The organism is Brevibacillus parabrevis (assembly GCF_003710905.1).
Lineage (GTDB): Bacteria > Bacillota > Bacilli > Brevibacillales > Brevibacillaceae > Brevibacillus > Brevibacillus parabrevis.
In genome coordinates this window covers 474,665-500,596 of record NZ_RHHV01000010.1, presented here as the reverse complement: position 1 = coordinate 500,596, position 25,932 = coordinate 474,665, and the positions used below count along the sequence as shown (strand labels likewise).

The window sequence follows — 25,932 nt, the reverse complement described above, 5'->3', positions numbered from 1 at the left end:
ATAATTACCATCGTAGTACGCCGACCGTATCTCGTCAATCCATTGTCGCTTCCTGCCTGATTGTCTCTGTTCTGTCGCACAAAAAAGCACGATCCGCCTTGCGCCGCTGGCAAAAGGATCGTGCTTGCTTTTTGTGAAAATGGGAAACAAGTATCGGCGTTTTTGCGAAAACGGATGTGCCTGCTTCCCGCCAACCTGTCTGCCGCAGTAAGCGAAAAACGGCGCGACCATTTGGTTTCTTGCAAGTTACTTGAAGGCGACTTGCGACTCCAGCATGTAGTTGACCAGCACATCGGCAAAAGCCTCTGCCGTATTGTAGCATTCTTCCAGCGTATTGTTCGTTCCGCCAAACTCCAGAAGCAGACTTCCCGTCGAGACGGACTGGTTGTACACGCCGTTTCCTTCGTTTTTGCTTTTTAAAATGACGCCGCGCGACAGGCCGGGATAGTATGCTTCCAGGCGTGCATGAAGGGCATCGGCCAGCTTTTTGTTCTCCAGATAGCTCGGGTTGGCTGACCCGATGACAAACAGCATGCGCGAATACGTTTTGCCGTTGATCGTGATGGCGACTTTGCTGCGCGGCTCGTCGCTATCCCGGTGAATGTCGAAAATGTACTTGAGATTCGGGCTGGTCGTCGCCGCTGCCGCAACCGCTTTGTACGATTCGGTGTAGGACATCGAGTAGCTCTTTTTCTGCTCCGCCAGTTTTTGCGCGAAGTCGTCCTGGTTGACCATCGACGGGATGCCTTTTCCTTGCAGGATTTCGCCCAGTCGCTTGCCTACCAGCGTAATGTTGATCTCAGGATCGTCCACAGAGCTGCCCTGTGTATTGCGCGCTACATTTCTCCATGACTCGCGGTTGTGCGTGTGGTAAATGTAGACCGTTTCATTGCCGATCATGCCTTGATTGTACCCTACTCCCGTTGTCGGTCCTGTGGAGCCTGGCGTCGGTGTTCCCGTCCCCGCAGCTGGAATCAGATCGACAATCCAGCCGGCGATGTAAGCAACCGAGTTGTCTGGCAGGCGAATGGCGTACCATTGCCCTACGGTTCGCACGATTGGAAAAGTTTGACCAGGCTGAACGTTGCCCACGACATCGTATTCTGTACCGGGGCCGCTGCGCAGGTTGGTGTCGGCGTTTTTCACGCGAACCGTCGCTTCTGCCGGAACCGGAGCAACTACTGGCGGCTGTGTCGTCTGACCCGTTCCACCTTGCACGACTGGTTTGAAAATATAGGCGTAGGTGCCGTAGTAGTCGATCGTGTACCACCCGTCCGCATAACCGTATTGCGTAATCGTGGTGCCGCCATTGACTTGTCCAATCACCGTTCCCAAAATATCAGGAGCTGCGTACACCTCGTAGCTCTCGTTCAGAACGAGCGGCCCTGCTCCCAATCCGCCCGGTGTTTCTGGTACGGTCGGCACGGGGGTCGGCTGCGGAACGGGAACCGGGACAGGCGTCGGGGTTGGCACTGGCGTCGGTGTCGGAACAGGAGTTGGCGCTGGTTTCGGTGCTGGCGCCGTCGTTTCTACCAAAAAGCGTGCGTTCACCCAACCGCTCGCTTGGTCGGACAGCTTGAGTTGCGCCCACTCGCCCTGCTTTTTCATTTGCAGGAAAACTCCGTTCTTGTCAATGATTTGCACAATTTGCGAGGTGGCGTTTGGCTCTGTACGCACATTCAGCATGTCCACATTGCTTTTTACGTATTTGATTTGGGGAATTTCAAGCATTTTCACATACTTGTTGTTGACCCAGCCAGTCTTGCCGTTGGTGAGCTTCACTTGCGTCCAGTCTTTTGTTCCCTGCACGATGGGCAGACGTGTTGCTTTGGATATCGTGCCGACGATCTGGGTCGTCGTTCCCGGGGTATCGCGAATATTCAACTGATCAACCGTTACCTCGACATGTGTGGCTGCTTCCGCGAGGGAAGCCGGCAGCAGGAAAATCAGGCAGCAGGCAGCAATAACACTGTTTTTTACGCGTGCAAGCAAGATTCTTGTTCTCCTTTTGTGTAGAGATCGTTAGCGAGATTGGTAAATCTAGCCTGATAGTAAAATTCGTGATTCGCCTGCATTTTCCTTCATCTTCCGACATCTTTTCGGCACGCTTTCCGCGATTGCTGACAAAATGACGCAGCGATTCGTCCGCTCCCCAGACGAATGGACCAGCACTTATGGCTCGATCGACTCTTCCGGCTCCTCCCTGACGATCGCAAGCGTCTGGTGATCCTCCCAGCGCCCGTTGATTTTCACGTTTTTGCGGGCGAGCCCTTCCTTGTGAAAGCCCGATTTGAGCAACACCTTGATCGAACCCAGATTGTGCGGCATCACCCCTGCTTCCAGCCGATGCAAGTCCAATGTCTCAAACGCATAACGGACAACGAGCTTGACCGCCTCCGTCATAAAGCCTTTTCCGTTGTGCTCCTGATCGAGGAAATAGCCGATCCAGCCGCTTTGCAGATTGTAGCGCACCACCTCGGAAAGCATCACTTCCCCGATCACCTGATCCGTCTGCGGCAAACACACGAGGAAAACGTACCCGCGATCCTCCGCGCATAAGGTCATGTACTGGCGAATGCGTTCGAGCTGTCCTTGCAACGTATAAAAGTGTTCGTCCCGCTTTCCGGTAAAAAGTTGAAAAAATTCGCGGTTTCGCACCTCAAGCTCCAAAAGCGCTTGCGCGTCCGACTCTTTGACCAGGCGGACGTAAATGTTGCCTCCATGCATGTGCATCGTGCTCTTCTCTCCCTTGTAGGGCTGGTTTGCCCCAGCTATTTTTTTGCATAAAAAAACACCACAGGTTCATCCCCTGTGGTGTGGCATTTGCTCCGCTGCCAGCTGCAAAAGCGCGATTAACTCACAGGCTCCCCGTTCGTATATCCGTTTTTGGACAGACTTCTCCCGCAGTTAACCGCAGCAAAGAAAACAGCGGTGGAGTAGCCGATGCCTTTGGCCAAAGACTGCAACGATCTTTTTTTCATCTGGACTCTCTCCCTTCCGCTGGTTTCTGGAAAATATACGACACTTGCGCATCCGACTGATCCTGATTTTGCCAGAAGTATACGCTATCGCTGCCACCTTTGGCAAGCTTGTTGTCCGCTACTTGTTCTTTTTTGCCTGCCTCCACAGCATGTAGACATTCGCAAGCGAAGTAACGACCAGACACCCCAAGAGGACATTGGTCACGATTAGCGTGTTCGTCAAGCCGCGAATCGGAGCCTGCATCACGGCAAGCACCCCTGCCAGCTTGTCGGGAAGCTCGTAGATCGCAGCGAGGAAAGCATTGACATCATGTAGGTACTTATCCATAGCAACCGCTCCCTTGTATCGATCACCCACGTTTTTCCTGCCCAGTTGCTATCGTTTGCAGGAAAGGCGCTCGTCATGCTCATTTTGCTATGGATAAAACCATCCTACTTGTGGAACAATAGATATGAGAATATTACAATGATTCATAATTGCAGGGACAAAAAGAAAGGAAGTTTTCTCATGACGATCGAGCGCTTTGTCCGGGAGTCCCGAACTTTTAAAGCCAGCCACGTTCTGCCTCCCGATACGAACAACCACAATACGCTGTTTGGCGGACGGCTGATGGCGCATATTGATGACGTCGCGGCCATTTCCGCGATGAAGCACGCCCGCGGGCCAGTCGTGACCGCTTCTACCGATTCCGTCGATTTTTTGCATCCGATCCGCGTGGACAACGAAGTTTCGCTCGAAGCGTTCGTCACCTGGACACACCAGACGTCCATGGAAGTATTCGTCAAAGTCGTTGCCGAAGACCTTTTGAGCGGAAAACGCACCGTCTGTGCCACCTCGTTTCTCACCTTCGTCGCCATCGGCCCTGACGGACGCCCGACCCCTGTGCCCAAAGTCGTAGCGGAAACCCAGGAGGAGATTTTTCTGCACGACGGAGCCGCCGAAAGAGCCGAAGCACGCCAACAACGCCGCAAGCGCAGCAAGCACCTCGCTGATTTGCTCGGCACAAGACGTCCGTGGGAGCCGTAAAAAATGCATGGCGAACCACAGCAAAAAGTCCCCTTTTCCTGTCGGCGGAAAGGGGACTTGCTGTTTTCCTTCGTGCTTTTATTCCTTCGAGGCCCATTTGAAATCGAGGTAGCCAAGGTCATCCATAACGATGCCCTTCACCTTTTTATCCTGCACCCAGTTGTTTGTGTAAAAATAAATCGGGATGACGGGCATTTCATCCATCAGGAGCTTCTCGGCCTGCGCGAGCAGTTGCTGGCGTTTGGCTGGATCGGCTTGGCTCGCCGCCTGCTGAAGCAGCGACTGATACGTTTTGTTTTCCCATTTCGTATCATTCAGACCGCCGTCTTTCTCCTTGTACAGCTCCAAAAAATTCGCCGGATCGGCATAGTCCGCAAACCAACCGGAACGCCCGATCTGGTAGTCGCCGTTATGCAAGTTTTCCAGAAAAACTTTCCACTCCAACTCTTGCAGCTGGACTTCCACACCTAGCGTCTGTTTCCACTGACGCTGAATCTCGACAGCGACCTTTTGGTGAACGGGAGATTGGTTCAGCGATATCGCAATCGGCGGCAGCTTGGCCAGGCCCAGCTCTTTCATGCCTTCTGCAAGCAACGTTTTCGCCAACTTCTGGTCGTTGTCCTTGAAATACGCTGGCTGTTTGCTTTTGTCGCTGACAGGTACTGCCGTCAAAGCTGGCTCCTGGTTTCCTTTGAGCACCGTATCGACGATCGCCTGACGATTCAATGCGTAGGCGAACGCTTTGCGAATTTTCGCATTGGTAAAAGGCGCTTGCTCTGTATTGAACTTGTACCAGTAAACGGCTGCGAGCGGCTTCGTATGCAGGAGTCCTTTTTCTTGCAAGATCGGCAAAGCATGCAGTGGCAGCTCGCCAAACGGGGCACCCGCCATGTCCACCTCGCCTGCATCAAACTTGGCCAGCGCTTGATCCTCACCTCTGCTGATGGAAAAGTCGAGCTTGTCCAGCTTGACTGCCGCCTGATCCCAATAGCCCGCGTTTTTGCTCAAGGTCAGCTTGTCGTCACGATTCCAGGAAGCGAGCTTGTACGGGCCGTTTCCGACATGTGTCGAAGCTTCCTCTGCCCAGGCCGGGTTGGCAGCCACTACTTTTTGATTGACCGGATAAAAGACGGGAAAAGCAGTCAGCTCCGCGAAGTAAGGAGTAGGCTGCTCCAAAATGACGCGCAATGTTTTCGCGTCTACCGCTTTTACCCCTACCGCATCCAGCTTCTCCTTGCCGCTGTTGGCCTTTTCCGCATTCAAGATCGGAAAGAGCTGGTAGGCGTAGCTGCTTTCCGTGTTCGGATCGAGCACGCGCTTCCAGGCGTATTCAAAATCGTGGGCGGTGACAGGATCGCCGTTGCTCCATTTTGCCTCGCGCAAATGGAAGGTGTACGTCTTCAAATCAGCAGACACGTCCATTTTATCAGCCAGCGAAAGCTGCAACTTCCCATCGGGACCAATCCGAACCAGTCCGTCAAACAAGGCTCGCGCCAAAGTGAGCGAATGCTGATCATCTGCCACTGCCGGATCAATCGACATCGGCTCATCCGACAGATTCAGCCGCAAAACTTTCGCGGAATCGGCTGGACTGACGGCCTGTGTCTTCGCCTCACTCGCTCCAGCATGCGCTGCGCTTGCGGCAACCACTCCCGTAGCTACTAACACCGTCAAAGCCCTTTTGCTTCGTAGCTTCATTGTCCTTCTCCTTTTATTCCTGATTATTCAAACATTACATATAATACCAAAACATCCAATCAGAAACAAACCGCTGAGTTTAAACCTACAGCGTCCAATGATAGTGCAAAAAGCCTTGTGCATCAGCCTGCTGAAAGACAAAGCCGTTTTTTAGCAGCACTTTTTGCGAAGCGATATTGTCCGCAGTTGTCTTGGCGTGCACTTCCCGGATGCCAAGCTGCTGCACGTACTCGCCCAGCAAAAGCCCGAGTGCCGAAGAAGCAACGCCTTTGCCTGCGGCCTCTTCGCCGACGCGATAGCCCAGCTCCGCGCTCGCTCGCTTTTGATCGATGTCTACCAAATTCATTCTGCCTAAAATAATGCCTTGCTCACTTTTGATCAGCGAAAAGAACGCTGTCCCTTCCGCTTGTTCTGCGAGCAAAGCCTGCAAGCTTTCCTGAAAATGCTCGTCCTGATAGTACGCTTCGCCACGGGTGGGCACTGTCCGTTCAAAAAACTCCCTGTTCTTGCTCTCGAACGCCAAAAGCGCGCGGGCATCCTCCTGCTTTAACGCTTCGATCAAGACCTTCATCTCTAACACTCCTTTGAAAAAACGTCCCTTCTCCTCATCTGGCAGCGAAATCGGCTACAATAGAGGAAGATAGGGGGAATCACACTTATGGCTTATTTGGAAGAGGGAACTTTTGTTGCCTATCTCGCCTTTTCGATTTTCTTCCTGGTCGCCTACAAGCTCGATCAGATTTCGTTTGTTGCTTTCGTTGTTTCTCTCGTGGTGACAGCCTTGGTGCATGCCGCCTTTTACTTGCTCGTCCTGAAGTATTGGCCGATTTTTTAGCTGAATGGAACCGGACCAGCAAAATGGCACGGGTGATTGCAGAGACTCCCCGTGCCGCTTTCCATCGACTATATTCGTTTACTTCCCGACTTGCTTTTCATAGGCAGCGAGCAGTTGGGCCGCCTGCTTCTGGTAAGCTGTCAAAAACGGTTGGACGCCCTGTTCCCACTCTGCTTGCGGCAATGGCATCGGCAATTGCTCCGCAGGACGTCCGTTGACCAAAAGCATCGATTCGATCATTTTCTTTTGGGCAAAGGACAGCTCCCCTTGTTTCAGCACCTTGGGCTTCGCCACCTTTTTTCCTGCCAAGGAACGCAGCAGTTCAGAAAAAAACATCTGGTGGTACTCCCGGTACAAATCCATCGTCTGATAGTATTGGTTTCCCCCGCGCTGCAGAACAATTCCCCGCTGTTCGGCCCACCGTGTCAGCTGCTCCGCTGTCATGGACAAGCTGCTTTTTCCCGTCGCCATATAGTAGACGAGGCTGTACATGTCTTCGTCACTCACGTCTGAACGGCCCTCATCCGGCTTGATGATCGCTTTGCCTGTCAGCGCCGCGAGCACTTCGCTCTTGCCCGCGCCTTGCGGAAGTTCCAGATACAACGCCAGATTCGCGTAGAACTTGCCCTCGCTGTTGCCGCCCTCTGGCCAGCTGTACGGCTTGCCGAAGTCGATCAGCTCCAGCGGGTTTTGCTTCATCAGTTCGCTATACGCCGCAAAGCTCGGCAGTTGGAGCGGAAGATAGCTGATCGCGGGCTTTTTCGTCAGAAGTTTGCTGGCAAACAACTCTTTGCCCTCCCGATCGAGGTAGCCGAACTGGTCTTTTTTGCTGAACGCAAAAGGCGGCTGTCCTTCAGACGCAGACCACAAACCGGGAAATGCTTCACTGGACAGCCGGATCGACTCGTACTGAGGAGCGGTCAACTGCTTCCCGTCCTGGGTCAACAATCCGTACAAGCCCGTCGCTTTATCCCGATAGACGATGGCTTTCGCTCCTTTGTCGCTTAGCCCGAGCAGCTTCAATGCCTGATAGCCCCCTGTCGTCAATCGTTGCAGCGACGACGAGTACACATGCCAGCCATCGCTTTCCGCAATCAGCAGACCGCCAAAGTAAGAATCCGCCTGATATTCGCTTGCGCCCGCCACCTTTTTCACCAACTGGTTGCCTTCTTCGCCCCAAAAGTCCAGCGTGCCGTCCGTTCGCATCATCACGGCGACTTTTTTCTCTCCCACGACTTTGTACACTGCTTCCCGATACACCAAATCGCTTGCGGCCTGTAGCTCCCCATCCGCAATGGTTAGCAATGCCAGCTTGCTCGTGCCTTCCTTGCCTCCCCACGTGTAAAAGGAATCGCCCACCTGGATGAAGGTGACGGGCGGAGCATCGCTTCTTTCACGCATAAAGGCAATCTTCAGCTGCGTGGTGAGCAGCTTGCCATCGGGAGTGTACAGGTCAGCCATCTGTCCGTCTGCTGCCACGATCAGTTTGGACACGTCATCCAGGTAAACTTGTTGATACAGCTTGCTGATCGGCTGATTGGTCGTACGGTTGACAATCACGGTTCCTTTTCCCGCTTCGTATACCCCATTCAACTGTTCAGACAAAGTCTGGACATGTTGCCCGCTCTCCGGCTTGCCGCTAATCCCGCCGAATCGCAGCACTTTCCCGTCCGGCTCGGTCACTACGATATGCCCCGTAGCTTCCTCATAACGAAAACGGCGGTTCTCGACAGGCGACAAAATCAGACCTTCATTTTCCGAATACAGGCCGATTTTACTTCCGTCCTTGATCAGTTGCATACTGTAGCTGCCGCCGATTGGCGCGGCGGAGTCAAACCAAAAGTCAAGCTCTTTGATCGGCTTTCCCCAAGCGGGCAACATCGCCTTTTTCCCATCGCTGCGCACAAGCTGTCGAGCAGCCGGCGGCCCTTCCACTTTCGGATAGACAAACGGGATCACTGCTTCCCCGCCGACCTGGAGCACGCCGTACATGCCTGTCTTCGGGTCTTGCCCCAGCACGTAGCTGTCATGCAAATAGGTCGCGCCCTGTTTCAACGCATGCTCTGTTCCCTTGGCGATGGAATGATAGGTGACGATCCCCTTGTCCAGCGTCCAGTACAAATCGGGATTATTGTACTCAAAGCCGACCTCTTGATAGAGCGGTTCCGCCAAAAATCGTCCGTCCTTCCACAAGCCCGTGCCTTTTTGCGCGAGCACCTGAAAATATCCCTCGTTCCACGTGTAGATCGCCTTGTACTTCGCTGGCAAAACGTATTTCCCGTTTACGTCCACCAAGCCTTCCATGCCGCCTGACCTCACCTTGAGGTAAGCAGTCTTCGGCCCGCCCTCATTCGGAATCAGCTGCGTATTCGCCAACGAAAATCTCGGCTTGAACGAAGCGGCATCATACAGTGTGATCCCTTTGGCAGTCGAAGCCACCAAGTAACGCGTTTCTTTTGCCTCCCGATCTCCCGTCGCTTCCGGGGAAATCAGCGAAACGACAGAGAGCTTGCCGACAAACGGCGGTATGAGCACTTTGCCTGTACTGTCCAAAAGCATGGACGTCTGCCCGACAAACACGATCGCGTCAGCGTAATCCGCGGACAAGGAGTACGTGTGCGCCCCTGCGAATTTGGCAGCAGACAGCTTTTTCGTCGTCAGATCGATGTATTGAAACCAGCCGCCCTTTTGGACGATCGCCACATTGTTGCGCCCGGGAATTTCTATCTGATCCCAACTGGCAGGCGTGATTTCTTTTCCCGTGCGGGCGTCGAGCAATCCTTTTTTCCCGGCTTTCGTCACAATCACCGCTTGCCCGGCGTACTCAAACTCATCGTACTGGGCTTTGGTCAACAGAGCATGCCCGTCAGTAAACCCAACCTTGTAATCAGTCAAGTAAGGCTGAACCGTAGTAAACGTTGCTGCTTGCACGGGCGCAACCCATGTGCTGGTCAAAAGCATCGCAGCCGTCAGCAGGCTAATCCTTACGCGCTTCATTTGTTTCTTGCCTCCCTGCGTCGTTTTCTTCTGCTAAAAGTCAGACGCTTTATCAGGCAAATGGTTTCATTTTTCCATAACTGGGCAATGAAAAATAAAAAGCGACGCCTGTCTTCGTATTGCGCACTCCGTATGCTGCCTCGTGCAGTTCCAGGATGTGCCGCACGATGGCAAGACCGAGTCCCGTCCCGCCTGTCTTGCGGTTGCGCGAGCGTTCGATCCGGTAAAAGCGATCCCAGACGAAGCCAAGCTGCTCCTCGGGGATTGGCTCGCCTTCATTTTCAATCGTGACGCGCTGGGCGTGCTGCTCGCCTTCGATCCGCACGGTAATTTCACTGCCGGGATTGGCGTAGCGGATGGCATTGACCAGGATGTTGAACAGCACTTGCTCGATTTTTTCCTGGTCGGCAAACTGCGCTTCCTCATTCGCCAAAATCGTGACGATTCGAAGCTCTTTGTCGCGCAGATGGTGCATGAGCCGCTCTCCGATCTCTTCCGTCAGCTCGCTCAGGAAAAACCAGCTTTTTTTCAGCTTGGTCGTCTTCGCCTCCAGCTTCGCCAGCTCCAGCAAGTCGCGGACAAGCTCCTCCATTTTTTCCGTCTCGTCGAGGATGACTTCGATGTACCGCTCCCGCTTGTTCTCCCCTACGCCGTCCCGCAGCCCTTCCGCAAAGCTTTTGACGATGCTCAGCGGCGTCTTCAGCTCATGCGAGGCATTCGAGACAAAATCTTTCTGGATCAGCTCCATCCGCTGCTTGTGATCCATCTCCTGACGCAGTTGCTCATTGGCTTGCTGCAACTCCCGCAAGGTCACATCCAGCTTTTCCGACATCGTATTCAGGCTGCGCGCGAGGCTGCCGAACTCATCGTTGCGGGCAAGCGGCGACTTGACGGAAAAATCCAGCCTCGCCATGCGCAGGGCGCTTTTGTTCAAAGACAGCAGCGGCTTGGTGACGATTTTGGAAAAGAGCAAAGAAAGCACGAGAATGAGCGCAAAGCCGCCGATTCCGATGTAAATGTAAAACAGCCGCAAAGCATCGTTTGCCTCGCTGATTTGCTGCAAGGAAGTCAGGGCGACGATCAGCTCGCTCAACTGCCCGTTTCGGATCACGGGATGAATCGCGACCAGGCTGCGCACGCCGCTCCACGGTTCCACCCACTCTTCCTCCAGCACCTTGCCGTGTTCCAGCGCCCGTTTCCGTTCCTCCGACAGCGGGAACAAGTCTTTTAACACATGAAACAAAATGCCTTGCCGCAAATTCCACTGGTTGGGCGCAGGCAAAAACAAATCGGTAATTTCACCGCTGACGCTGACCAAAGACGGGGCGGTGTCGCTTGCTTTCAGGCTGCCGATGTCGGCTGCACCCGCTTTTCTGATCACGCGGGGATAAAACATCTCCTGGAGCAGTCCTTCCTCGAAGACGCCAATCGCCTCAATCCGGTCGCCTTTTTGCAAATTCGCGCTCAACAGGGCACTCCGCTCCTCCTCCGGGAACAGCGACAAAGAGATTTTTACACTTTTTCCAGCCTGATCGCGGATGACGATGCGAAACGGATTGTCGTACTTGACTTGCCCGTTCGTGCTGACAATCGCCAGCTGCGTCTTGTTGCGGCTGATGAACGCCGACAGCTCCCGGGCCATGCTTTCGGCGTCCCACTCCCGCGATACATACTGTTGGGAAAAGGCTTCGAGCTTCTTTTCCAGATCGTTCAGCTTTTTGGATTGATAAAATTGCTCGAAAAAAAGTAACTGACCGATCATAATAATCGTATAAAACAACAGGAAAAACGATGCGGTAATGGCAAACAGCTTGAGTGTCACGCCCCATTTTTTCATCGCTCTTCCTCGAACGTGTAGCCTGCCTTGATGACAGTCCGTATGTGTCTGGCTTCGCTGCCGAGCTTGCTGCGCAGCTTCTTGATGTGGGTATCGACTACGCGCAAGTCGCCGAAGTAATCGAAGCCCCATACGTGATCCATAATCGTTTCTCGCGACAGCACGATCCCGGCGTTTTTGATCAGATAGACCAAAAGCTCGTACTCTTTTGGCGCGAGGTCGATCTCTTCTCCCTTGATCTTCATGCGCCGGGCATGCCGATTGATGACGACTTCGCCAAAGCGAAGCAAATGGTCGGTTCCCCGAACGGTGCCTTCGACCCGCTTCATCAGCGAAGTCGCCTTGGCTACCAGGACTCGCGGACTGAACGGCTTGGTGACGTAGTCGTCCGCGCCAAGCTCAAAGCCTTGCATCTTGTCATCCTCTTCCGATTTGGCGGTGAGAATGATGATCGGCACGTCGGAGTTTGCCCGGATTTCCTTGCAGACGGTCCACCCGTCCATTTCCGGCATCATGATGTCGAGGATGACCAGATCGACCCGGAGCTTTTCCATCATCTGTATGGCTTGCTTGCCGTTTTCTGCTTCATGCACAATCCATTGCTCTTGCTCGAAGTAGTCCGCGACGATTTCGCGGATGCGACTCTCATCTTCGACAAGCAGCACTTGACGCTTCATGCTGAGTGCCCTCCTTGGTACGTGTTATTTACAGCATTCGCCAAAAAAAGACACAGGAAATACACATCGTTGCGGTAAGCTTATGGAAGAAAAATAGCGCGTCTCGAAATTGGAAAGGATGTTCCCATGAATTTGCCCACCTTCTTGCAAAATAAGGATTTCAGACGTTTCGGTATATTGGCGTTGTTTTGCCTCCTGCTTTATTCGCTCGGAAGCATGATCAACGTTGTTTTGCTAACTTTTCTCGTCACATTCCTGATGGATCGATTGCATCAGTTTCTCACCAAATCCATTCACAAGCTTGTGCCTGTAAGTCCCAAGCTGACTCTCATTTTCCTGTACTTGCTGCTCGCTGTTTTGCTCGTATGGGGCGGGATTCGCGCCTTTCCGGCCTTGATTCACGAAACCGGGCAACTGATTCATCTGATCGAACAAGTCGTGCGGGCGAACCAGCACTCCGAATTTGCCCCGTATGTCATGTCTACCTTAGACAAGCTTGACATGAAAGGTCTGGTCAAGAGCAGTCTTGACTTTTTGACCGTCGTGAAAAATATGGGCTTCAATCTGTTTTTGGCCCTTTTGCTCAGTCTGTTTTTCTTGCTGGGAAAAGACAATGTCGTCCAGTTCACGTCCCAATTCCGCACCAGCAAGCTGTCCTGGCTGTATAGCGAAATTGAATACTTCAGCCAAAAGTTTATTCTGACCTTCGGGAAAGTAATCGAAACCCAGCTGCTGATCGCCTTGTTCAACACCGTGTTTACGTTGATCGGCTTGTGGATTCTCGGCTTCCCCAACTTGTTCGGACTGTCGCTGATGGTGTTCGTGCTTGGGCTGATCCCGGTTGCCGGCGTGATCATCTCCTTGATTCCGCTCAGCGTGATCGCTTTTAGCATCGGTGGGCTACCTACCGTCATATACTTGCTTTTGTTTATCATGCTGATTCACGCGATGGAAGCGTACGTCCTGAATCCGCGCCTGATGGCGTCGAAGACCCATCTGCCGATCTTCTACACGTTCGTCGTCCTGATCTTCTCCGAGCATTTCTTCGGGGTGTGGGGATTGATCGTCGGCATTCCGTCGTTCGTGTTCTTGCTCGACATTTTGGAAGTGAAAAAGATGGGAACGCCACAACCTAAAAACAAACCTGTACCCAGCGAAGCTTTGGACGTTCGGGTCAATGCAAAATAACAAAGGAGCCCGTCTCAAGCGGGCTCCTTTTCTTGCGTCTGGCGCTCGGCCAAGCGGCTCACTTCCTTATTGGCGATCAAACCATTTGATCAAAGCCTGTGTCCCGCTGTCCGCTTCGCCTTTTTCCGCCAGCTCTTCGTAGAGCGATTTCGACAAGGCAAGCCCGGGAGTCAACAGCCCCATTTCCTCGGCCGCTTCCAAAGCAATCCCCATGTCTTTGATAAAGTGCTTGATGTAAAAGCCTGGCGCGAAATTTTCGGCTATCATCCGCGGAGCCAGATTGGACAGCGACCAGCTTCCGGCCGCTCCCGCTTCGATGCTGGTCAGCACGCGCGCAGGGTCCAGTCCCGCTTTTTTCGCATAGGCAATCGCTTCGCACACGCCGATCATATTCGTTGCAATGCAAATTTGATTGCACATTTTCGTATGCTGCCCCGCACCTGGTCCCCCTTGGAGAACCACGTTTTTGCCCATGATCGCAAGCAGCGGCTCGACCGCTTCAAACGCTTCCTGATCGCCGCCGACCATGATCGTCAGACGCGCCTCCCGCGCTCCTACGTCGCCGCCGGATACAGGGGCATCCAGCGAATGGAGCGAATGCTGTTTCGCTTCCTCGTAAATTTTTTGCGCGAGGGACGGCTTCGATGTCGTCATATCTACCAAATAAGTACCCGGCTTCGCATGAGCAATGATCCCATCGACGCCGAGGTACACCTCTTCCACATCAGACGGGTATCCGACCATCGTAATGATGACATTAGCCTGTGCGGCAAGCTCGCTTACCTGTTCCTTCCAGACGGCTCCCGCATCCAGCAGCTCCTGTGCTTTTGCCTTCGTGCGCGTGTAAATCAGCACACTATACCCTGCCTGCAAAAAGTGCTTCGCCATGCTTTTGCCCATGACGCCCGTTCCCACAAAACCGACGACGGTTTCTTCTGCACGTAAAGTCACGCTACCAGCTCCTCGTTCTCTCTATGCTATCACCGCCTATACTTCTTGAAAGAGGCGGAATATTCCTGCTGTCAAATCAAGGAGCGGCTCCTCCTTACCGCATCAACTGCTCCGGATTCAATCCAAGCAAAGCTTCATGCACGAACTTCCCGTCTTTGCGAATCAATGCATCGTCAAACCAAATTTCGCCCCCGCCGTAATCCGGTCTTTGGATGGAGATCAAATCCCAGTGAATCGTGCTGCGATTGCCGTTGTCGGCTGAATCGTACGCCCGCCCCGGGGTCAGGTGAAAGCTGCCGGCAATTTTTTCGTCGAACAGCGTATCTCCCATCGGATGCAAAATGTGCGGATGAAACGCAATCGCAAATTCGCCGAAGTAACGCGCCCCCGCGTCCGTATCCAAAATTTCATTCAGCTTTTGCGCATGGTTGGCCGTTGCCTCGACAATTTTGCCTTCGCGCACGGTAAAGGTGACGTTGTCAAAAGTCGTTCCTTTGTAATGGCTCGGGGTATTGTAGCTGATCGTCCCGTGCGCCGAACTCCGCACAGGCGATGTGTACACTTCCCCATCCGGCATGTTCCGCTTGCCGACCGCCAGCTGCGTGCCAATTCCTTTGATCGAAAAAGAAATGTCGGTTCCCGGCCCCAAAATCCGCACGCGATCGGTCTTGTCCATCAGCTCATACAATGGCTGGCTCGCCTGCGCCATTTTCCGGTAATCAAAAGAGCAGACGTCGAAGTAAAAGTCTTCGAAAGCGTCCGTGCTCATGTTCGCCTTCTGGGCGAGAGCAGCCGTCGGGAAATTGATGCGAATGCCTTTTGTTTGATTGTCGATGTAGTGGGCAATATCCTGAAACGCTTCGGCAAACAAACGCTGCTTTTCTTCAGGCACGCCTTTCAGCTCACTGTCATTCGTCTCGCCATGAATGCCGATGTACCCGTGCATTCCCTTCCACAGATCGTTTTCCCACGCCATCACCTGTGCTACGTGCTCTTTGGTCAGACCCAGCAGCCACTCCCGCTCCAGCTTGGGTCTGACGAAGCGCAGGTGCGGATAAGCCCCTTTTGCATACAGACGCTTGACCAGTTCCGCCGCCAGCGGCTCGCCCTCGTCTACTACCCGGATCATGATATGCTCGCCTGCCTGAACATCCAGACTGTACGAAATCAGGTTGTCTGCGATTTTGCCGATTCGCTCATCTCTCATCGTGTAACACTCCTTCAAATCGTTTTGTTTTTTACAGCGTAACGGATGTTTGTCAGAGGAATATCAGCGGGAAGACGCATTCGCAAAAAGAAAAAAGCGATGCAGGCATCGCCCGCACCGCTTCCCGTTCTATCCCACGCCTTGCTGCTTCATCGCGCTTGTTTTTTCACTGTTTTCCGAGCGTTTGTGTGTGACCTCTTCGAATCGCTGGCTGACTCGGGCCAGCGCGAAGGCCACCATAACGGAGAAAATGACAATCCCGTAAAAGCCCGCTCCGATTCCGATGCCGATTCCGCCCGCGAAAAAAATCATCGCGGCAGAGGTCAAGCCTTTGACCTGCAAGCCGTCTTTCAAAATGACGCCCGCTCCCAGAAAGCCAAGTCCCGTCACGATCTGGGCTGCCAGCCGCATCGGGTCCATCATCGTTCCGCTGTTCGGCGAGCTGTAGAGCTTTGTGCTGTAAATCGAAACCAGCGTGATCAGCGTGCAGGCGACAGAGACGTACATGTACGTCTTCAGCCCAGCAGGCTTGTTTTTGTGTGAGCGATCCCAACCGATGAACATCCCCAGCACAGCGCTCACGATTACCCGCAAGTACATTTCCAGGTTCATGATCACATGCTGCTCGTAAAACACATTCAGAGTTTCCATCCCATCCACCTTCTTTTAGCGATAGAGACATGATATGTGCCGACACGCGATTTAGACCCTTTCTTTTTGCTTTCCCCAATCCCCCCATATGGCCGATGGAACTGCTTGCGTTTGGCCGCGCTTTTATTAGATAAAATATTCTTAATTTTTATTTTATTATAACACTTTACGTTGATTTTTTGTTGTTTTAATTTGTTTTTTATTTCCCCATCCAACACCAATGTTCTTTTAGTTGTATTAATGTTCGTTTAATAAGTAATTCAAACTAAAAACACAATTAATTTACAACAAAACACAAGACAAAACACAAAGCTTGTGATATATTCAGTAATAGAAGTGCTGAATTTTTAGACAATTCAAAAGGAGGCTTCATCATGAAAGTTCTTTGTCTTGGCGGCGCGGGCCGGATTTGCCGGGAGTCGATTCTCGATTTGGTGCAGTATTCCAGCTTCGAGAAAATTACGGTAGCCGACTTCAATGAAGCAGAAGGCCGCAAAATCGTGGAATCTTTGCAAGACCCTCGCGTCGACTTCATCCAGATCAACGTGCACGATCACGAGGATACGGTCAACAAGATGCGTGGATACGACATCGTCATGGACGGCACCACGATTACTTTGAACGGGCTTTCCACTGCCTGCATCGCGGAAGCCGGCTGCCACGGCGTCAATCTGAACGGCTTTGGCGCTGAAGAAGCCTCCGACCACATTTTCAAGCAAAACGGCAAAACATGCGTGCCTGGCTTCGGAATGACCCCCGGCGTCACGCAAATGATGGCGATGCATGCCGCGAATCAGCTGGATCGCGTGGAGTCCGTGCGCGTCAGCCACGGCGCTTTTCGCCCGATCGCTTTTTCCCGTTCGATCACCGAGACGACTACGTACGAATACGATCCGCTCCTGCCTGGCCGTGTCGTCTTTGAAAACGGCGAGTTCATCCAGGTGCCTCCGTTTGCCCGCCCTCGTGAAATCCAGCTGCCTGAGCCATATGGCCAAACCGTTCAGTACATCATCCCGCACGCGGAGACAAAAACATTGGCAACTGCGCTCGCCGACAAGCACGTACAGCTCATCGAAGTGCGCGGCACGTGGCCCGCGAAAAATATGCAGCTCGTTCGCGCCCTCTACGACTGGGGCTTCATGCGCAACGACAAGATCAACGTCAACGGCAAAGAAATCGGGATTCTCGATTGCATCAGCGAGTATTTGTTTCATTCGACAGAAGGGCAGGAAACCGAGCTGTACGGCTATTCGCTGCATGTGGAAGTCATCGGGGAAAAAGACGGGCAGCGCGTGCAACACGTTCTTTACCACACGCATCCCGCTTCCGACGGCTCCGTAGAAGGCTGGGAAAAACTGCGTGCCTACACGCGAAACGTAGGCATCCCGATGGCCATCGCAACCGAGATGATCGCCAAAGGCATGGTGAAAAAGACAGGCGTGCTCATCCCGGAGGACGCGTTTGACCCGGCTGAAGTGTTCGCCGAACTGGAAAAGCGCGGCATCTATATTCACGAGGAAATCACTCAGCTGGATGCGCAAACGAGCGAGTCTGTACAAGCTTCCCGCTAGGCTTTTGCATCCATGCTTGCAACGAGAAGAGGGGCCTTCCGTTTTTATGCGGAGGCCCCTCTTTTTCAGCTTAGTTTAATAATGACCACACCCGCGAGGATCAGTCCAATCGAGATCCATTTGACCAGGCTGACCTGCTCCTTGAGCCAGACAATGCCGATCAAGGTGGCGAAGACGATGCTGATTTCACGTACGGATGCCACATAGGTGACAGGCGTTGTTTGCATGGCGTAAACAGCGAGCGAGTTGGAAATAAACACAAAAATTCCCCCGGCCAGCGTATGCCACGGATACTTTTTCAACAAGGCGAGATAAGACACTTTCCTCGCCGCCCTGCGATCAATCAGCCACTTCCCTGCAAACATCCCGAAAAACACGACGTATTTGAACAAAAGCCCGGACATCATCGCTGCGCCCATGCCGTCTACTACACTGCTGCAAGCCGAAAAGCTTCCGGCCAGAAACACCCACTTCATATTGCCCCAGTCTTTGACGATGCTCCCCAGCTCGCGCAGCGAAAACGTCCGCTGATTCATGAACACAACGCCTGCGACAATGACGAGAATGCCCAAATACCCCGTCCAGGCGATCGTCGTTCCGATCACTACGATACTGATGAGCGTTGTCACGATGGGAGCCGTTCCCCGCAAGATCGGGTAAGCATAGCTCAAATGATTTTTCTCGTATGCCTTGCCCAGAGCGACGAAGTACAGCACTTCCGAGCACGTGCTGAGCAACAGCCACTTGATCGCCCCCGGCGGAAAAGACGACGTCTGCCACAAGTAAAGGGCCAAAGGAAAGTACAGGATGACGGAAGCTCCCAAAATCAGCGTAAAAAAGGCGTCCCGCTCCTCGATTTTTTTGGAGAGGGCATTCCAGACCGCATGACAGACAGCCGCAAACAGCAAAATCAGCAAGATCGTGGTCGACATGTTTTTCCCAGCTCTCTTTTCTAAATGGCAAAAGGTGCAGTCTATCCGCAGACTACACCCGTTTTGTTGCTTATTGTTCTCGCGTTACTTCATAAGAATCGACAATTCCTACGATGACAGCATCAATCGGAACCTGTCTGTTCTGAAAAACGATCCGTGCAGGCGTACCGCCGGAAACGATGACCTTTTCGCCGATTCCCGCACCGATGCGATCTGCGGCAATCACCGTTTGTCCACCTTCCCTGTCTTTCCAGTCAATGGGCTGGACGATCAGCAATTTCAAATTTTCCATGCCCGCTTCTTTTTGTGTGGACCAGACGCTGCCGATCACTTTTCCCAAAAACATGAGGCTCCCCCTTTATCGAACGTAGTGCACGACAATTCCTTTTTCTTTGAGCAAATCCGTCGCCAGAGGAGAAACGATCGTTCCTTCGCGCACCACAAGCTGCTGGTCGGGAAAATCGGCTTGTGCCCGAACCCATTCCGCGGTCAACAGCTTGGCAGAAACAATCGTCTGTGCATCAGCACCTGCACCTGACTGTTCACCTGTTTGCGCTTGCGTCTGAGCTTTTGCCCTGCTTTTGCGAATCGCCGCTTCTGCAAGCGACTTTTGCGGGTAAAACTCGACACCAAGCTCCTTCATGGCGCCGATGTGCCGCAAAAACAGCTTCTGGTACGCTGGTGGCAACGTCAGCGTCTTCAGGCATCGCCGATCCGAGCGCTTGAGTCCCGGCACATCTTCCCCTATCAAGACAGGCTTGCCGAGGACCAGTGCGGAAAAGACGATCTCTGCCTTGATCGTTCCCTTCAACCCTGCCGCCACTCTCGCCGCGTTGTCGAGGTCGATTTCCGGAATGATGACGCCGTCGTACTCCTTCGGCACCTCCAGCGGAAGCGGTGCGTACTCGTCTGCCGTGATGATTTTGCCCGCTCCGCCGCATTCGATGCGATGCATGCCGAGCCAGGACGACGTTTCCCCGTCCAAAAACAGAATGTCGTGACAAACTCCGTTATTTTGCAGTGCGATGAACTGGTCGTCAAACGACTCATGTGCGCGACTGTCACAGAAGATATACAACCATTTGGGCTTGTTCTCCTGCCTGGGGGACTGAATCATCGATTGCAAAAGCTCGCGAGTAATGGACTCGATCATTTGCCGCACGTCCATGTCCTCACCTCCCTGCCGTTCCATCAAGCTTTCCGTTTTTTCCGATGACGAGCACCTGATCATTCGTCTTCAAGCTGGCCGCGTTGGCTTCATCCAGATCGAGATGAAAATCGAGGGCGTACCTCGGGTTGATCCTGACTGTCACTTCCGGAAAAATGACAGGGCGTTCGCCCGTTGTTTGCAGCATCAGCGTATCTTGGTCGCTCACCTGAAAACGCCTGCCATCCTCTGGCGACATGTGCACATGGCTCTTCGCTACGATGACCCCCTTTTCCAGAACGACGCAGCCAGCAGGGCCGATCAACGTAATGCCCGGCGTCTCCTCCAGCATCCCCGACAACCGCACAGGCGGATGCAGCCCGAGCTGGAAGCCGTCCGTGCGGGAGATTTCCACCTGGCTCACTCCCCGCGCAGGACCGAGGATGCGCACGCCTTTCACCAATCCCTTCGGCCCGAGCAGCGTGAGCGTTTCCACAGCGGCAAACTGTCCCGGCTGGGAAAGAGGGCGCAGCGGCGCCAGCTGATAGCCTTTGCCGAACAATTTTTCTACATCTTCCATCGACAGATGAATGTGGCGGTTCGATACACCGACGGGGATTGACTTCTGCTCGCCCCCGCTCGCCCGTTGCGAATGAATCTCCTGCGCCTTCAAGACCTCCACGCGGATTCCTCTCCCCTTCAAAAAGTCGGATGCAGCCGGGGTGAATTTATCGTTGACGTGAACGGAAAACGGATTGGGGATTCCCGTTCTCAGCATGGCCCTCAGCGTCGTTTCCGTGATCAAGGCCATCCGTTAGCGACTATCCTTCCAGCTTGGGAAGAATCGACTCGATATCGGAGTGCGGTCGAGGAATGACGTGCACCGATTTCAGCTCCCCCACCTTTTGCGCTGCTTCTGCGCCTGCATCCGTCGACGCTTTTACCGCTCCTACATCGCCGCGCACCATGACCGTGACCAGTCCCCCGCCAACATGCACTTTCCCGATCAGCTTCACGTTCGCCGCCTTGACCATGGCGTCCGCAGCTTCCACCGCGCCAATCAAGCCTTTTGTCTCAACCATGCCGAGTGCTGCCATTTCTCCTGCCATCTAGTACGCCTCCTTACCTGCCGGAAGATTGCAGTTCCAACAGGACGCTTTTAATAATTTCCGCGATCTCATCCCTGCTGATGGCAGGCGCAGCCGCAGCAGCCACCGCCACTGGCATCGCCGCTTCTGTTTGCGCAAGCTGCATGTCCCGCAAGCCGAACGCTACCCGCTTGATGTTGAACAAATGCTGCGGACCGATGTTGTCAGACGTTACGTTGTTTCCTAGCGAACCGCAACCGAGCGTCAGGGAAGGCGCGATGCCTGTAGTGGCTCCGATGCCGCCAAAGGTCGTCCCACTGTTGACCACGATGCGCGACGCTGGCTTGTCGACGACGAACGATTCGATGACTTGCTGATCGCGACAATGAATGCCGAGCGTATGCCCCAGCCCGCCAAAAGCAAGCAGCTTGCTGCAAAGCGTGCTCGCCTCCCGGGTGTCTGCCACGGTGTACAGCGCAAGAATCGGGGCGAGCTTTTCCACGGAAAACGGATAGTCCAGCCCGACGCCTGTTTCTTCTGCGACCAGCAGTGTCGCGTCTTCCGGGACGAGTATGCCTGCCAGCTCAGCCAGCGCCTGCGGCGACTTGCCTACAATCGCCGGATTGAGGCTTTTCCCCGCCAAAATGACCGCCGCGACCCGCCGCGTCTCATGGTCATCCAAAAAGTACGCCCCTTGCCGCTTCAACTCCGCCACGACTTTGCGCTTGATGGATTGATCGACGACGAGAGACTGCTCCGATGCGCAAATCGTTCCGTAGTCAAACGTTTTGCTCTGGACCACTTGCCTGATCGCCGTCGGGATGTCCGCGCTGGCATGCACATAGACGGGCACATTCCCCGGCCCGACTCCATAGGCGGGCTTTCCGGAGCTGTAGGCAGCCTTCACCATCGCTGTCCCGCCTGTCGCCAAAATCAGGTCGGTCAAGGAGTGGTGCATCAGCTCCCGGGAGGCGGCCAAAGTCGGCTGCGTGAGGCAAGAGATCAATCCGGCGGGCGCACCTGCGCGCTCTGCTGCCGCCTGGACGACTCTCGCCGCTTCTTTCGTACACTTTGCCGCCTGCGGATGCGGGCTGAACACAATCGCATTTCCTGCCTTCACACTGATCAACGCTTTGAAAATGACCGTCGAGGTAGGATTGGTTGAAGGAACGATTCCGGCGATCACGCCTACCGCCTGGGCAACCTCCCACACGCGGTTTTGCTCATCGCGATTAATAATCCCGACCGTCTTCATGTTTTGGATCGATTGATGGACGTCCTGGGCGGCAAACAAATTTTTCGCCGTCTTGTCCGCCGCCTTGCCGTATCCCGTTTCTTCTACCGCCATTGCTGCCAGGCGTCCTGCCTCTTGTCTCGCTGCTTCCGCCATGCTCTGGACGATTTGGTCGATCTGGGCCTGGCTCATCCCGGCAAGCCGCTTTTGCGCTTCCTTGGCGGTTTGCAAACACTGTCGCACTTCCTGCACGGATTGCAAATCTGCATCTAGCATCACGATAACGCCACCTCATTTCAGCCGATTGCGATTCATCTGATTGTTTCGTACAGCAACAAACCGTTGCGACTACGACTCCAGCTTTGGCAAAATCAGTTCAATATCCGAGTGCGGCCGCGGAATGACGTGTACCGAAACCAGCTCGCCCACTTTTTCCGCCGCCGCTGCTCCCGCATCCGTAGACGCCTTGACTGCCCCGACGTCTCCGCGAACCATTACCGTAACCAAACCGCCCCCGACATGAACCTTGCCTACGAGCTTCACATTCGCCGCCTTGACCATCGCATCAGCAGCTTCTACCGCTCCGATCAGTCCTTTTGTCTCTACCATTCCCAATGCATCACCCATGACTATTCCTCCTTACTGGTTGGTGTAGCTGTTTTTGCCGCATCGTTTTTTTGCTTGTCAGTCGCCTGTTTTCCCGCTGGCTTTGGCAGGTCTTTGGCCTTTTGCTTTTCCAGCTGTTGCAAGACCATCTGCATCACACTGCGGTCTGGCCGGGGAATGACGCGGGAGTGGCGAAGCTGGCCCACTCTTCTTGCCTCCGCTTCGCCTACCGCCACCGCAGCCGTAACAGAAGCGACATCCCCGACGATATAGATGGTGACAATCCCCGCATCCGCACCCTGATAGGTCACGCAGCGGACGTCTGCGGCTTTCGCAGCCGCATCGGTCGCCGCAACAAGGGCGGGAAAACCCACGGTTTCAATCATTCCCAGAGCGTAGCCGTTTTCTAGCATCTGGATCGCACTCTCCCTCGCAATCGAGTCAAAACTGTCTGAATAAGGCTGTTCTTTTTGAAAATACACGCAAAAGCAAATGTAATCAAGCTAATATTCTGTATTTACGTTTTTTTAATTGATTTTAGTTGTGACTATGTCCAAAAAATAGAGAGCACTCCGTGTATGCCCCTGCTTCAATCTGCCACGATCCAGTTGACCCCTTTTGCGTCCAACTCGTGCAGCCACTCGTGTGGAGCCGCAACATTGCTGATGACCGTATCGATTTGCTTCAAATCCGCGACCTTGTAAAAGGTGCTTACCCCGATTTTGGAATGATCGGTGAGCACGATGTTTTCCTTGGCGTTCTCGATGATCCGCTTGGCAATCATCGCTTTTTCGCAGTCATAGCTGGAGATTCCGTGCTGGGCCAGTATGCCGTCAATCGAGATAAACGCTTTGTCGACGAAAAAGCCTTGCATCATGTTTTCAGCCAGCGTGCCTGCCGTTCGGAAATGCTTCGGCTGTACCCTGCCGCCGATGAAGTAGATTTCCCCGCTGAACATCTCCTTGTTGTGGTACTCCATCATCAAGTTAAGGGCGGGAACGGAAATCGTGATCAGCTTCAAATTTTTGCGATTGACCAGAAAATGCAGCATGTGCAGCGTCGTCGTTCCGTCGTCTATGACAATGATATCGTTGTCCTGCACGAGGCTTGCCGCCGCTCGGCCGATGCGCCTTTTCTCGTCTGCATGCGATACTTCGCGCATCAGGTGAGACGGCTCCTCGCGGTCGTAGTTGATTTTGATCGCTCCGCCGTACACGCGCTTGAGCTGATTTTCATTTTCCAGCTCTTCGAGATACCTTCTGATCGTTTCCGACGATACTTGCAACTTCTCCACCAGCTCGTTGGTCCGCACTTTGCCGGCGTAGTTCAGCATGTTCAGGATCGTGTCCTTGCGCTCTTCCCCTATGAGAGACATGACCTGCTCCTACCAGAACATGTTTCGTTCAATCGCCTGTACCAGATGCTTCATGTCGTGCGGGTAGACCTCCCCGATATTGCCGATCCGAAACGTATCTGCTACCGAAATTTTGCCCGGATAAATCACGTAGCCTTCCTGTTTCAGTCGCTCGTAAAAAGCGGCAAACGTAAACTGCGGGCTGTCCGGGAAGTAGAACGAAGTGATGATCGGTGACTGTAGCTCGCGGCGCAGCAGCGTGCGGAAGCCAAGCGCTTCCATGCCTTCTACAAGTGTCCGCTGATTTTCCCGATAGCGGACTTGCCGCTTTTCCACGCCGCCTTCTTCCTCCAGCTCCAACAGAGCCTGATAAAAGGCGCGCACCACATGCGTCGGCGAAGTGTAGCGCCATTTGCCGTTGTGCTTTTCCATCGTCTCCCACTGATCGTACAAGTCGAGCGAGAGCGAACGCGCCTGCCCCTTGCACTTTTTCAGCTCCTCGGTTTTCGCCAGAATAAAGCCGAAACCGGGCACTCCCTGGATGCACTTGTTCGCGCTGCTGATCAAAAAGTCGATTTGCAAATCAGCTACGTCCATCGCGACTCCGCCAAAGCTGCTCATCGCATCGACGATGAAGACCTTTCCGTACTCCTTCGCGACCTTGCCGACCTCGGCAATCGGGTTCAACATGCCAGTCGTCGTCTCGCAATGCACCACGGCTACGTGCGTGACGTCTGTATCCTGCTCCAGCAGTTCCCGCAGCTTGTGCGGCTGGGCTTCGTCCACTTCCCCGAAGTCGATGACGATTGTGTTGACCTTGAGCACCTGGGCCATTTGCGCCAAACGGTTTCCATAGGCACCGTTCGTCAGCACGACGAGTTTGCCGTCTGCCGGAACGGCGGAGCCTACGACCGATTCCACGGAAAAGCTGCCGCTGCCCTGCATCAGCACCGCTGTATAGTCGTCGTGGTTGTTGCCGGACAAGCGCACCAGCTTTTTGCGAATGTCCTGCACCAGATCGTTGTATTCGTTGTCCCATGTGCACCAGTCGCGCAGCATGGCAGCTTTTACGCTCTTGGACGTGGACAGCGGTCCGGGAGTCAAGAGCAGATACGGGTTATCTGGCAATTGTGTGAGTTTCATCGCTTATCTCTCCTTTTGCGCGAGGCGCAAGTTGATTTTCGGAATCAGCTTATCGAGTTCGCCAATGCTGTCGATGACGTAGTCGGCACCGACAGACTTGAAGCGCTTGGCTACCGCCTCCATTTTGTCAGCCAGTTCGTCCGGGTCGCACTGATTCACCTGCTGCTCGGTCATCCCCAGCTCGCTGCTGCCCTTGATCACGCCGACAGCCCATGCTCCCGCTGCCACTGCCTCTTTTATATCGCTGGTCGTATCGCCGACTTTGATGATGTGCTTCATCGGGTGAACGTCCAGATTGATCGCATTTTGATAGCACATCCACGGCAACGGACGTCCGGCAGGCATCTCGCTCGGCGTCACCATGGAGTCGGGCCAGTAGCCTTTCTTCTTTGCCTCTGGGGCCACGACCGCCATCATTTCGGCTGTGTAGCCCGTCGTCGAACCGATTTTGATTCCTGCCGCCCGCAGCCGCGCCACCAGTTCCAGCACACCGGGGATCGGGGTCGTGTAATTTTTCAGGATGGAAAACAGCATCGGCTCGAAGTCGGCGTACAGCATGTCGACATCTTTTTTCTCCGGCAGTCTGCCGTACTTGGCTCTCCACAGCTCCGCGACCCGGTCCATTTTCAGCATCGTGTCGATATGGTCCCATTTGAGCATCCCCATCGGCTCGCGAGCTTCTGCATGCGTAACCTCGATCCCCCGCTTCTTGAATACTTCCAGGAAAACGTCCAGCGGCGCGAAGCATCCGTAGTCGACGGTCGTTCCGGCCCAGTCAAAGATTACTGCTTGAATCATGTCTCTTCTC

26 protein-coding genes and 1 pseudogene are annotated in these 25,932 nt (G+C 53.8%); 4 read left to right on the top strand and 23 right to left on the bottom strand.

Features of this window, described 5'->3' with window-relative positions; all coding sequences use genetic code 11:
- Positions 1-246: 246 nt before the first annotated feature.
- From spoIIP to EDM60_RS15150, 4 genes and pseudogenes are all read right to left on the bottom strand, one after another.
- A complete protein-coding gene (gene spoIIP / locus EDM60_RS15160) occupies positions 247-1,992 on the bottom strand; it encodes a stage II sporulation protein P (RefSeq protein ID WP_122964719.1) in 1,746 nt (581 codons plus the stop codon).
- A gap of 189 nt (positions 1,993-2,181) precedes the next feature.
- Positions 2,182-2,733, bottom strand: a pseudogene (locus EDM60_RS15155) (GNAT family N-acetyltransferase); the annotation flags it as partial.
- Between the two features lie 119 nt (positions 2,734-2,852).
- A complete protein-coding gene (locus EDM60_RS29440; protein ID WP_255679161.1) occupies positions 2,853-2,981 on the bottom strand; it encodes a hypothetical protein in 129 nt (42 codons plus the stop codon).
- Between the two features lie 118 nt (positions 2,982-3,099).
- On the bottom strand, positions 3,100-3,309 hold the full coding sequence (locus EDM60_RS15150) for a hypothetical protein (protein ID WP_122964717.1): 210 nt from the start codon (positions 3,307-3,309) through the stop codon (positions 3,100-3,102).
- A 180-nt stretch (positions 3,310-3,489) separates the two neighbouring features.
- Here EDM60_RS15150 and EDM60_RS15145 point away from each other — a divergent pair, with 180 nt between their 5' ends.
- A complete protein-coding gene (locus EDM60_RS15145; protein ID WP_122964716.1) occupies positions 3,490-4,008 on the top strand; it encodes an acyl-CoA thioesterase in 519 nt (172 codons plus the stop codon).
- Between the two features lie 78 nt (positions 4,009-4,086).
- Here the strand turns inward: EDM60_RS15145 and EDM60_RS15140 are convergent, their stop codons facing one another.
- The gene (locus tag EDM60_RS15140; protein ID WP_122964715.1) at positions 4,087-5,706 is read right to left on the bottom strand and encodes a peptide ABC transporter substrate-binding protein; all 1,620 of its coding nucleotides are present in this window, start codon (positions 5,704-5,706) and stop codon (positions 4,087-4,089) included.
- A gap of 85 nt (positions 5,707-5,791) precedes the next feature.
- On the bottom strand, positions 5,792-6,277 hold the full coding sequence (locus EDM60_RS15135; protein WP_122964714.1) for a GNAT family N-acetyltransferase: 486 nt from the start codon (positions 6,275-6,277) through the stop codon (positions 5,792-5,794).
- Between the two features lie 87 nt (positions 6,278-6,364).
- Here EDM60_RS15135 and EDM60_RS28660 point away from each other — a divergent pair, with 87 nt between their 5' ends.
- Positions 6,365-6,541, top strand: a complete 177-nt coding sequence (locus EDM60_RS28660; RefSeq protein ID WP_167470308.1) for a hypothetical protein — start codon at positions 6,365-6,367, stop codon at positions 6,539-6,541.
- Positions 6,542-6,619: 78 nt separating this feature from the next.
- On the opposite strand, the gene EDM60_RS15130 is transcribed toward EDM60_RS28660, so the two are convergent.
- Genes EDM60_RS15130 through EDM60_RS15120 form a run of 3 tightly spaced genes read right to left on the bottom strand, consistent with a single transcriptional unit; the run spans position 6,620 to position 12,052 of the window.
- Positions 6,620-9,538, bottom strand: a complete 2,919-nt coding sequence (locus EDM60_RS15130) for a WG repeat-containing protein (RefSeq protein WP_122964713.1) — start codon at positions 9,536-9,538, stop codon at positions 6,620-6,622.
- 52 nt (positions 9,539-9,590) lie between these two features.
- Complete coding sequence (locus EDM60_RS15125) at positions 9,591-11,375, bottom strand: sensor histidine kinase (RefSeq protein ID WP_122964712.1); 1,785 nt, start codon at positions 11,373-11,375, stop codon at positions 9,591-9,593.
- The gene (locus EDM60_RS15120; protein ID WP_122964711.1) at positions 11,372-12,052 is read right to left on the bottom strand and encodes a response regulator transcription factor; all 681 of its coding nucleotides are present in this window, start codon (positions 12,050-12,052) and stop codon (positions 11,372-11,374) included. Before EDM60_RS15120 ends, EDM60_RS15125 begins: the two co-directional genes overlap by 4 nt.
- Before the next feature lie 126 nt (positions 12,053-12,178).
- On the opposite strand from EDM60_RS15120, the gene EDM60_RS15115 reads away from it, so the two are divergent.
- Positions 12,179-13,240: an AI-2E family transporter gene (locus EDM60_RS15115; protein WP_063230024.1), complete on the top strand. Its 1,062-nt coding sequence runs from the start codon at positions 12,179-12,181 to the stop codon at positions 13,238-13,240.
- Between the two features lie 66 nt (positions 13,241-13,306).
- Here EDM60_RS15115 and EDM60_RS15110 read toward each other — a convergent pair whose 3' ends face one another.
- The 3 genes from EDM60_RS15110 to EDM60_RS15100 all read right to left on the bottom strand — a co-directional run bounded on the left by EDM60_RS15110 (position 13,307) and on the right by EDM60_RS15100 (position 16,049).
- On the bottom strand, positions 13,307-14,191 hold the full coding sequence (locus EDM60_RS15110; protein ID WP_122964710.1) for an NAD(P)-dependent oxidoreductase: 885 nt from the start codon (positions 14,189-14,191) through the stop codon (positions 13,307-13,309).
- A 94-nt stretch (positions 14,192-14,285) separates the two neighbouring features.
- Positions 14,286-15,398 (bottom strand): aminopeptidase, encoded by a 1,113-nt coding sequence (locus tag EDM60_RS15105; RefSeq protein WP_122964709.1) that lies wholly within the window; start codon positions 15,396-15,398, stop codon positions 14,286-14,288.
- 129 nt (positions 15,399-15,527) lie between these two features.
- Entirely contained in the window at positions 15,528-16,049 is a 522-nt protein-coding gene (locus tag EDM60_RS15100) for an MgtC/SapB family protein (protein ID WP_063230021.1), read from the bottom strand.
- Positions 16,050-16,423: 374 nt separating this feature from the next.
- Here EDM60_RS15100 and EDM60_RS15095 point away from each other — a divergent pair, with 374 nt between their 5' ends.
- Entirely contained in the window at positions 16,424-17,620 is a 1,197-nt protein-coding gene (locus tag EDM60_RS15095; RefSeq protein WP_122964708.1) for a saccharopine dehydrogenase family protein, read from the top strand.
- 65 nt (positions 17,621-17,685) lie between these two features.
- Here the strand turns inward: EDM60_RS15095 and EDM60_RS15090 are convergent, their stop codons facing one another.
- From EDM60_RS15090 to phnX, 11 genes are all read right to left on the bottom strand, one after another.
- Positions 17,686-18,552 carry a DMT family transporter gene (locus tag EDM60_RS15090; protein WP_122964707.1) on the bottom strand — a complete coding sequence of 289 codons (867 nt, stop codon included), beginning with the start codon at positions 18,550-18,552 and terminating at the stop codon, positions 17,686-17,688.
- A gap of 70 nt (positions 18,553-18,622) precedes the next feature.
- The gene (locus tag EDM60_RS15085; protein ID WP_122964706.1) at positions 18,623-18,898 is read right to left on the bottom strand and encodes a EutN/CcmL family microcompartment protein; all 276 of its coding nucleotides are present in this window, start codon (positions 18,896-18,898) and stop codon (positions 18,623-18,625) included.
- A gap of 12 nt (positions 18,899-18,910) precedes the next feature.
- A complete protein-coding gene (locus EDM60_RS15080; RefSeq protein ID WP_122964705.1) occupies positions 18,911-19,720 on the bottom strand; it encodes a hypothetical protein in 810 nt (269 codons plus the stop codon).
- A 4-nt stretch (positions 19,721-19,724) separates the two neighbouring features.
- Positions 19,725-20,510 (bottom strand): phosphate propanoyltransferase, encoded by a 786-nt coding sequence (gene pduL, locus EDM60_RS15075; protein WP_122964704.1) that lies wholly within the window; start codon positions 20,508-20,510, stop codon positions 19,725-19,727.
- 10 nt (positions 20,511-20,520) lie between these two features.
- Positions 20,521-20,808, bottom strand: a complete 288-nt coding sequence (locus EDM60_RS15070) for a BMC domain-containing protein (protein ID WP_122964703.1) — start codon at positions 20,806-20,808, stop codon at positions 20,521-20,523.
- A 13-nt stretch (positions 20,809-20,821) separates the two neighbouring features.
- Positions 20,822-22,300, bottom strand: a complete 1,479-nt coding sequence (locus tag EDM60_RS15065; RefSeq protein ID WP_122964702.1) for an acetaldehyde dehydrogenase (acetylating) — start codon at positions 22,298-22,300, stop codon at positions 20,822-20,824.
- Positions 22,301-22,369: 69 nt separating this feature from the next.
- Positions 22,370-22,648, bottom strand: coding sequence for a BMC domain-containing protein (locus EDM60_RS15060; protein WP_122964701.1), 279 nt, complete (start codon positions 22,646-22,648; stop codon positions 22,370-22,372).
- A 2-nt stretch (positions 22,649-22,650) separates the two neighbouring features.
- A complete protein-coding gene (locus tag EDM60_RS15055; protein WP_122964700.1) occupies positions 22,651-23,040 on the bottom strand; it encodes a BMC domain-containing protein in 390 nt (129 codons plus the stop codon).
- Between the two features lie 176 nt (positions 23,041-23,216).
- Positions 23,217-24,002: a DeoR/GlpR family DNA-binding transcription regulator gene (locus tag EDM60_RS15050; RefSeq protein WP_122964699.1), complete on the bottom strand. Its 786-nt coding sequence runs from the start codon at positions 24,000-24,002 to the stop codon at positions 23,217-23,219.
- Positions 24,003-24,011: 9 nt separating this feature from the next.
- Positions 24,012-25,124: a 2-aminoethylphosphonate--pyruvate transaminase gene (gene phnW, locus EDM60_RS15045; RefSeq protein WP_122964698.1), complete on the bottom strand. Its 1,113-nt coding sequence runs from the start codon at positions 25,122-25,124 to the stop codon at positions 24,012-24,014.
- A gap of 3 nt (positions 25,125-25,127) precedes the next feature.
- Positions 25,128-25,922: a phosphonoacetaldehyde hydrolase gene (gene phnX, locus EDM60_RS15040; protein ID WP_122964697.1), complete on the bottom strand. Its 795-nt coding sequence runs from the start codon at positions 25,920-25,922 to the stop codon at positions 25,128-25,130.
- Positions 25,923-25,932 lie beyond the last annotated feature (10 nt).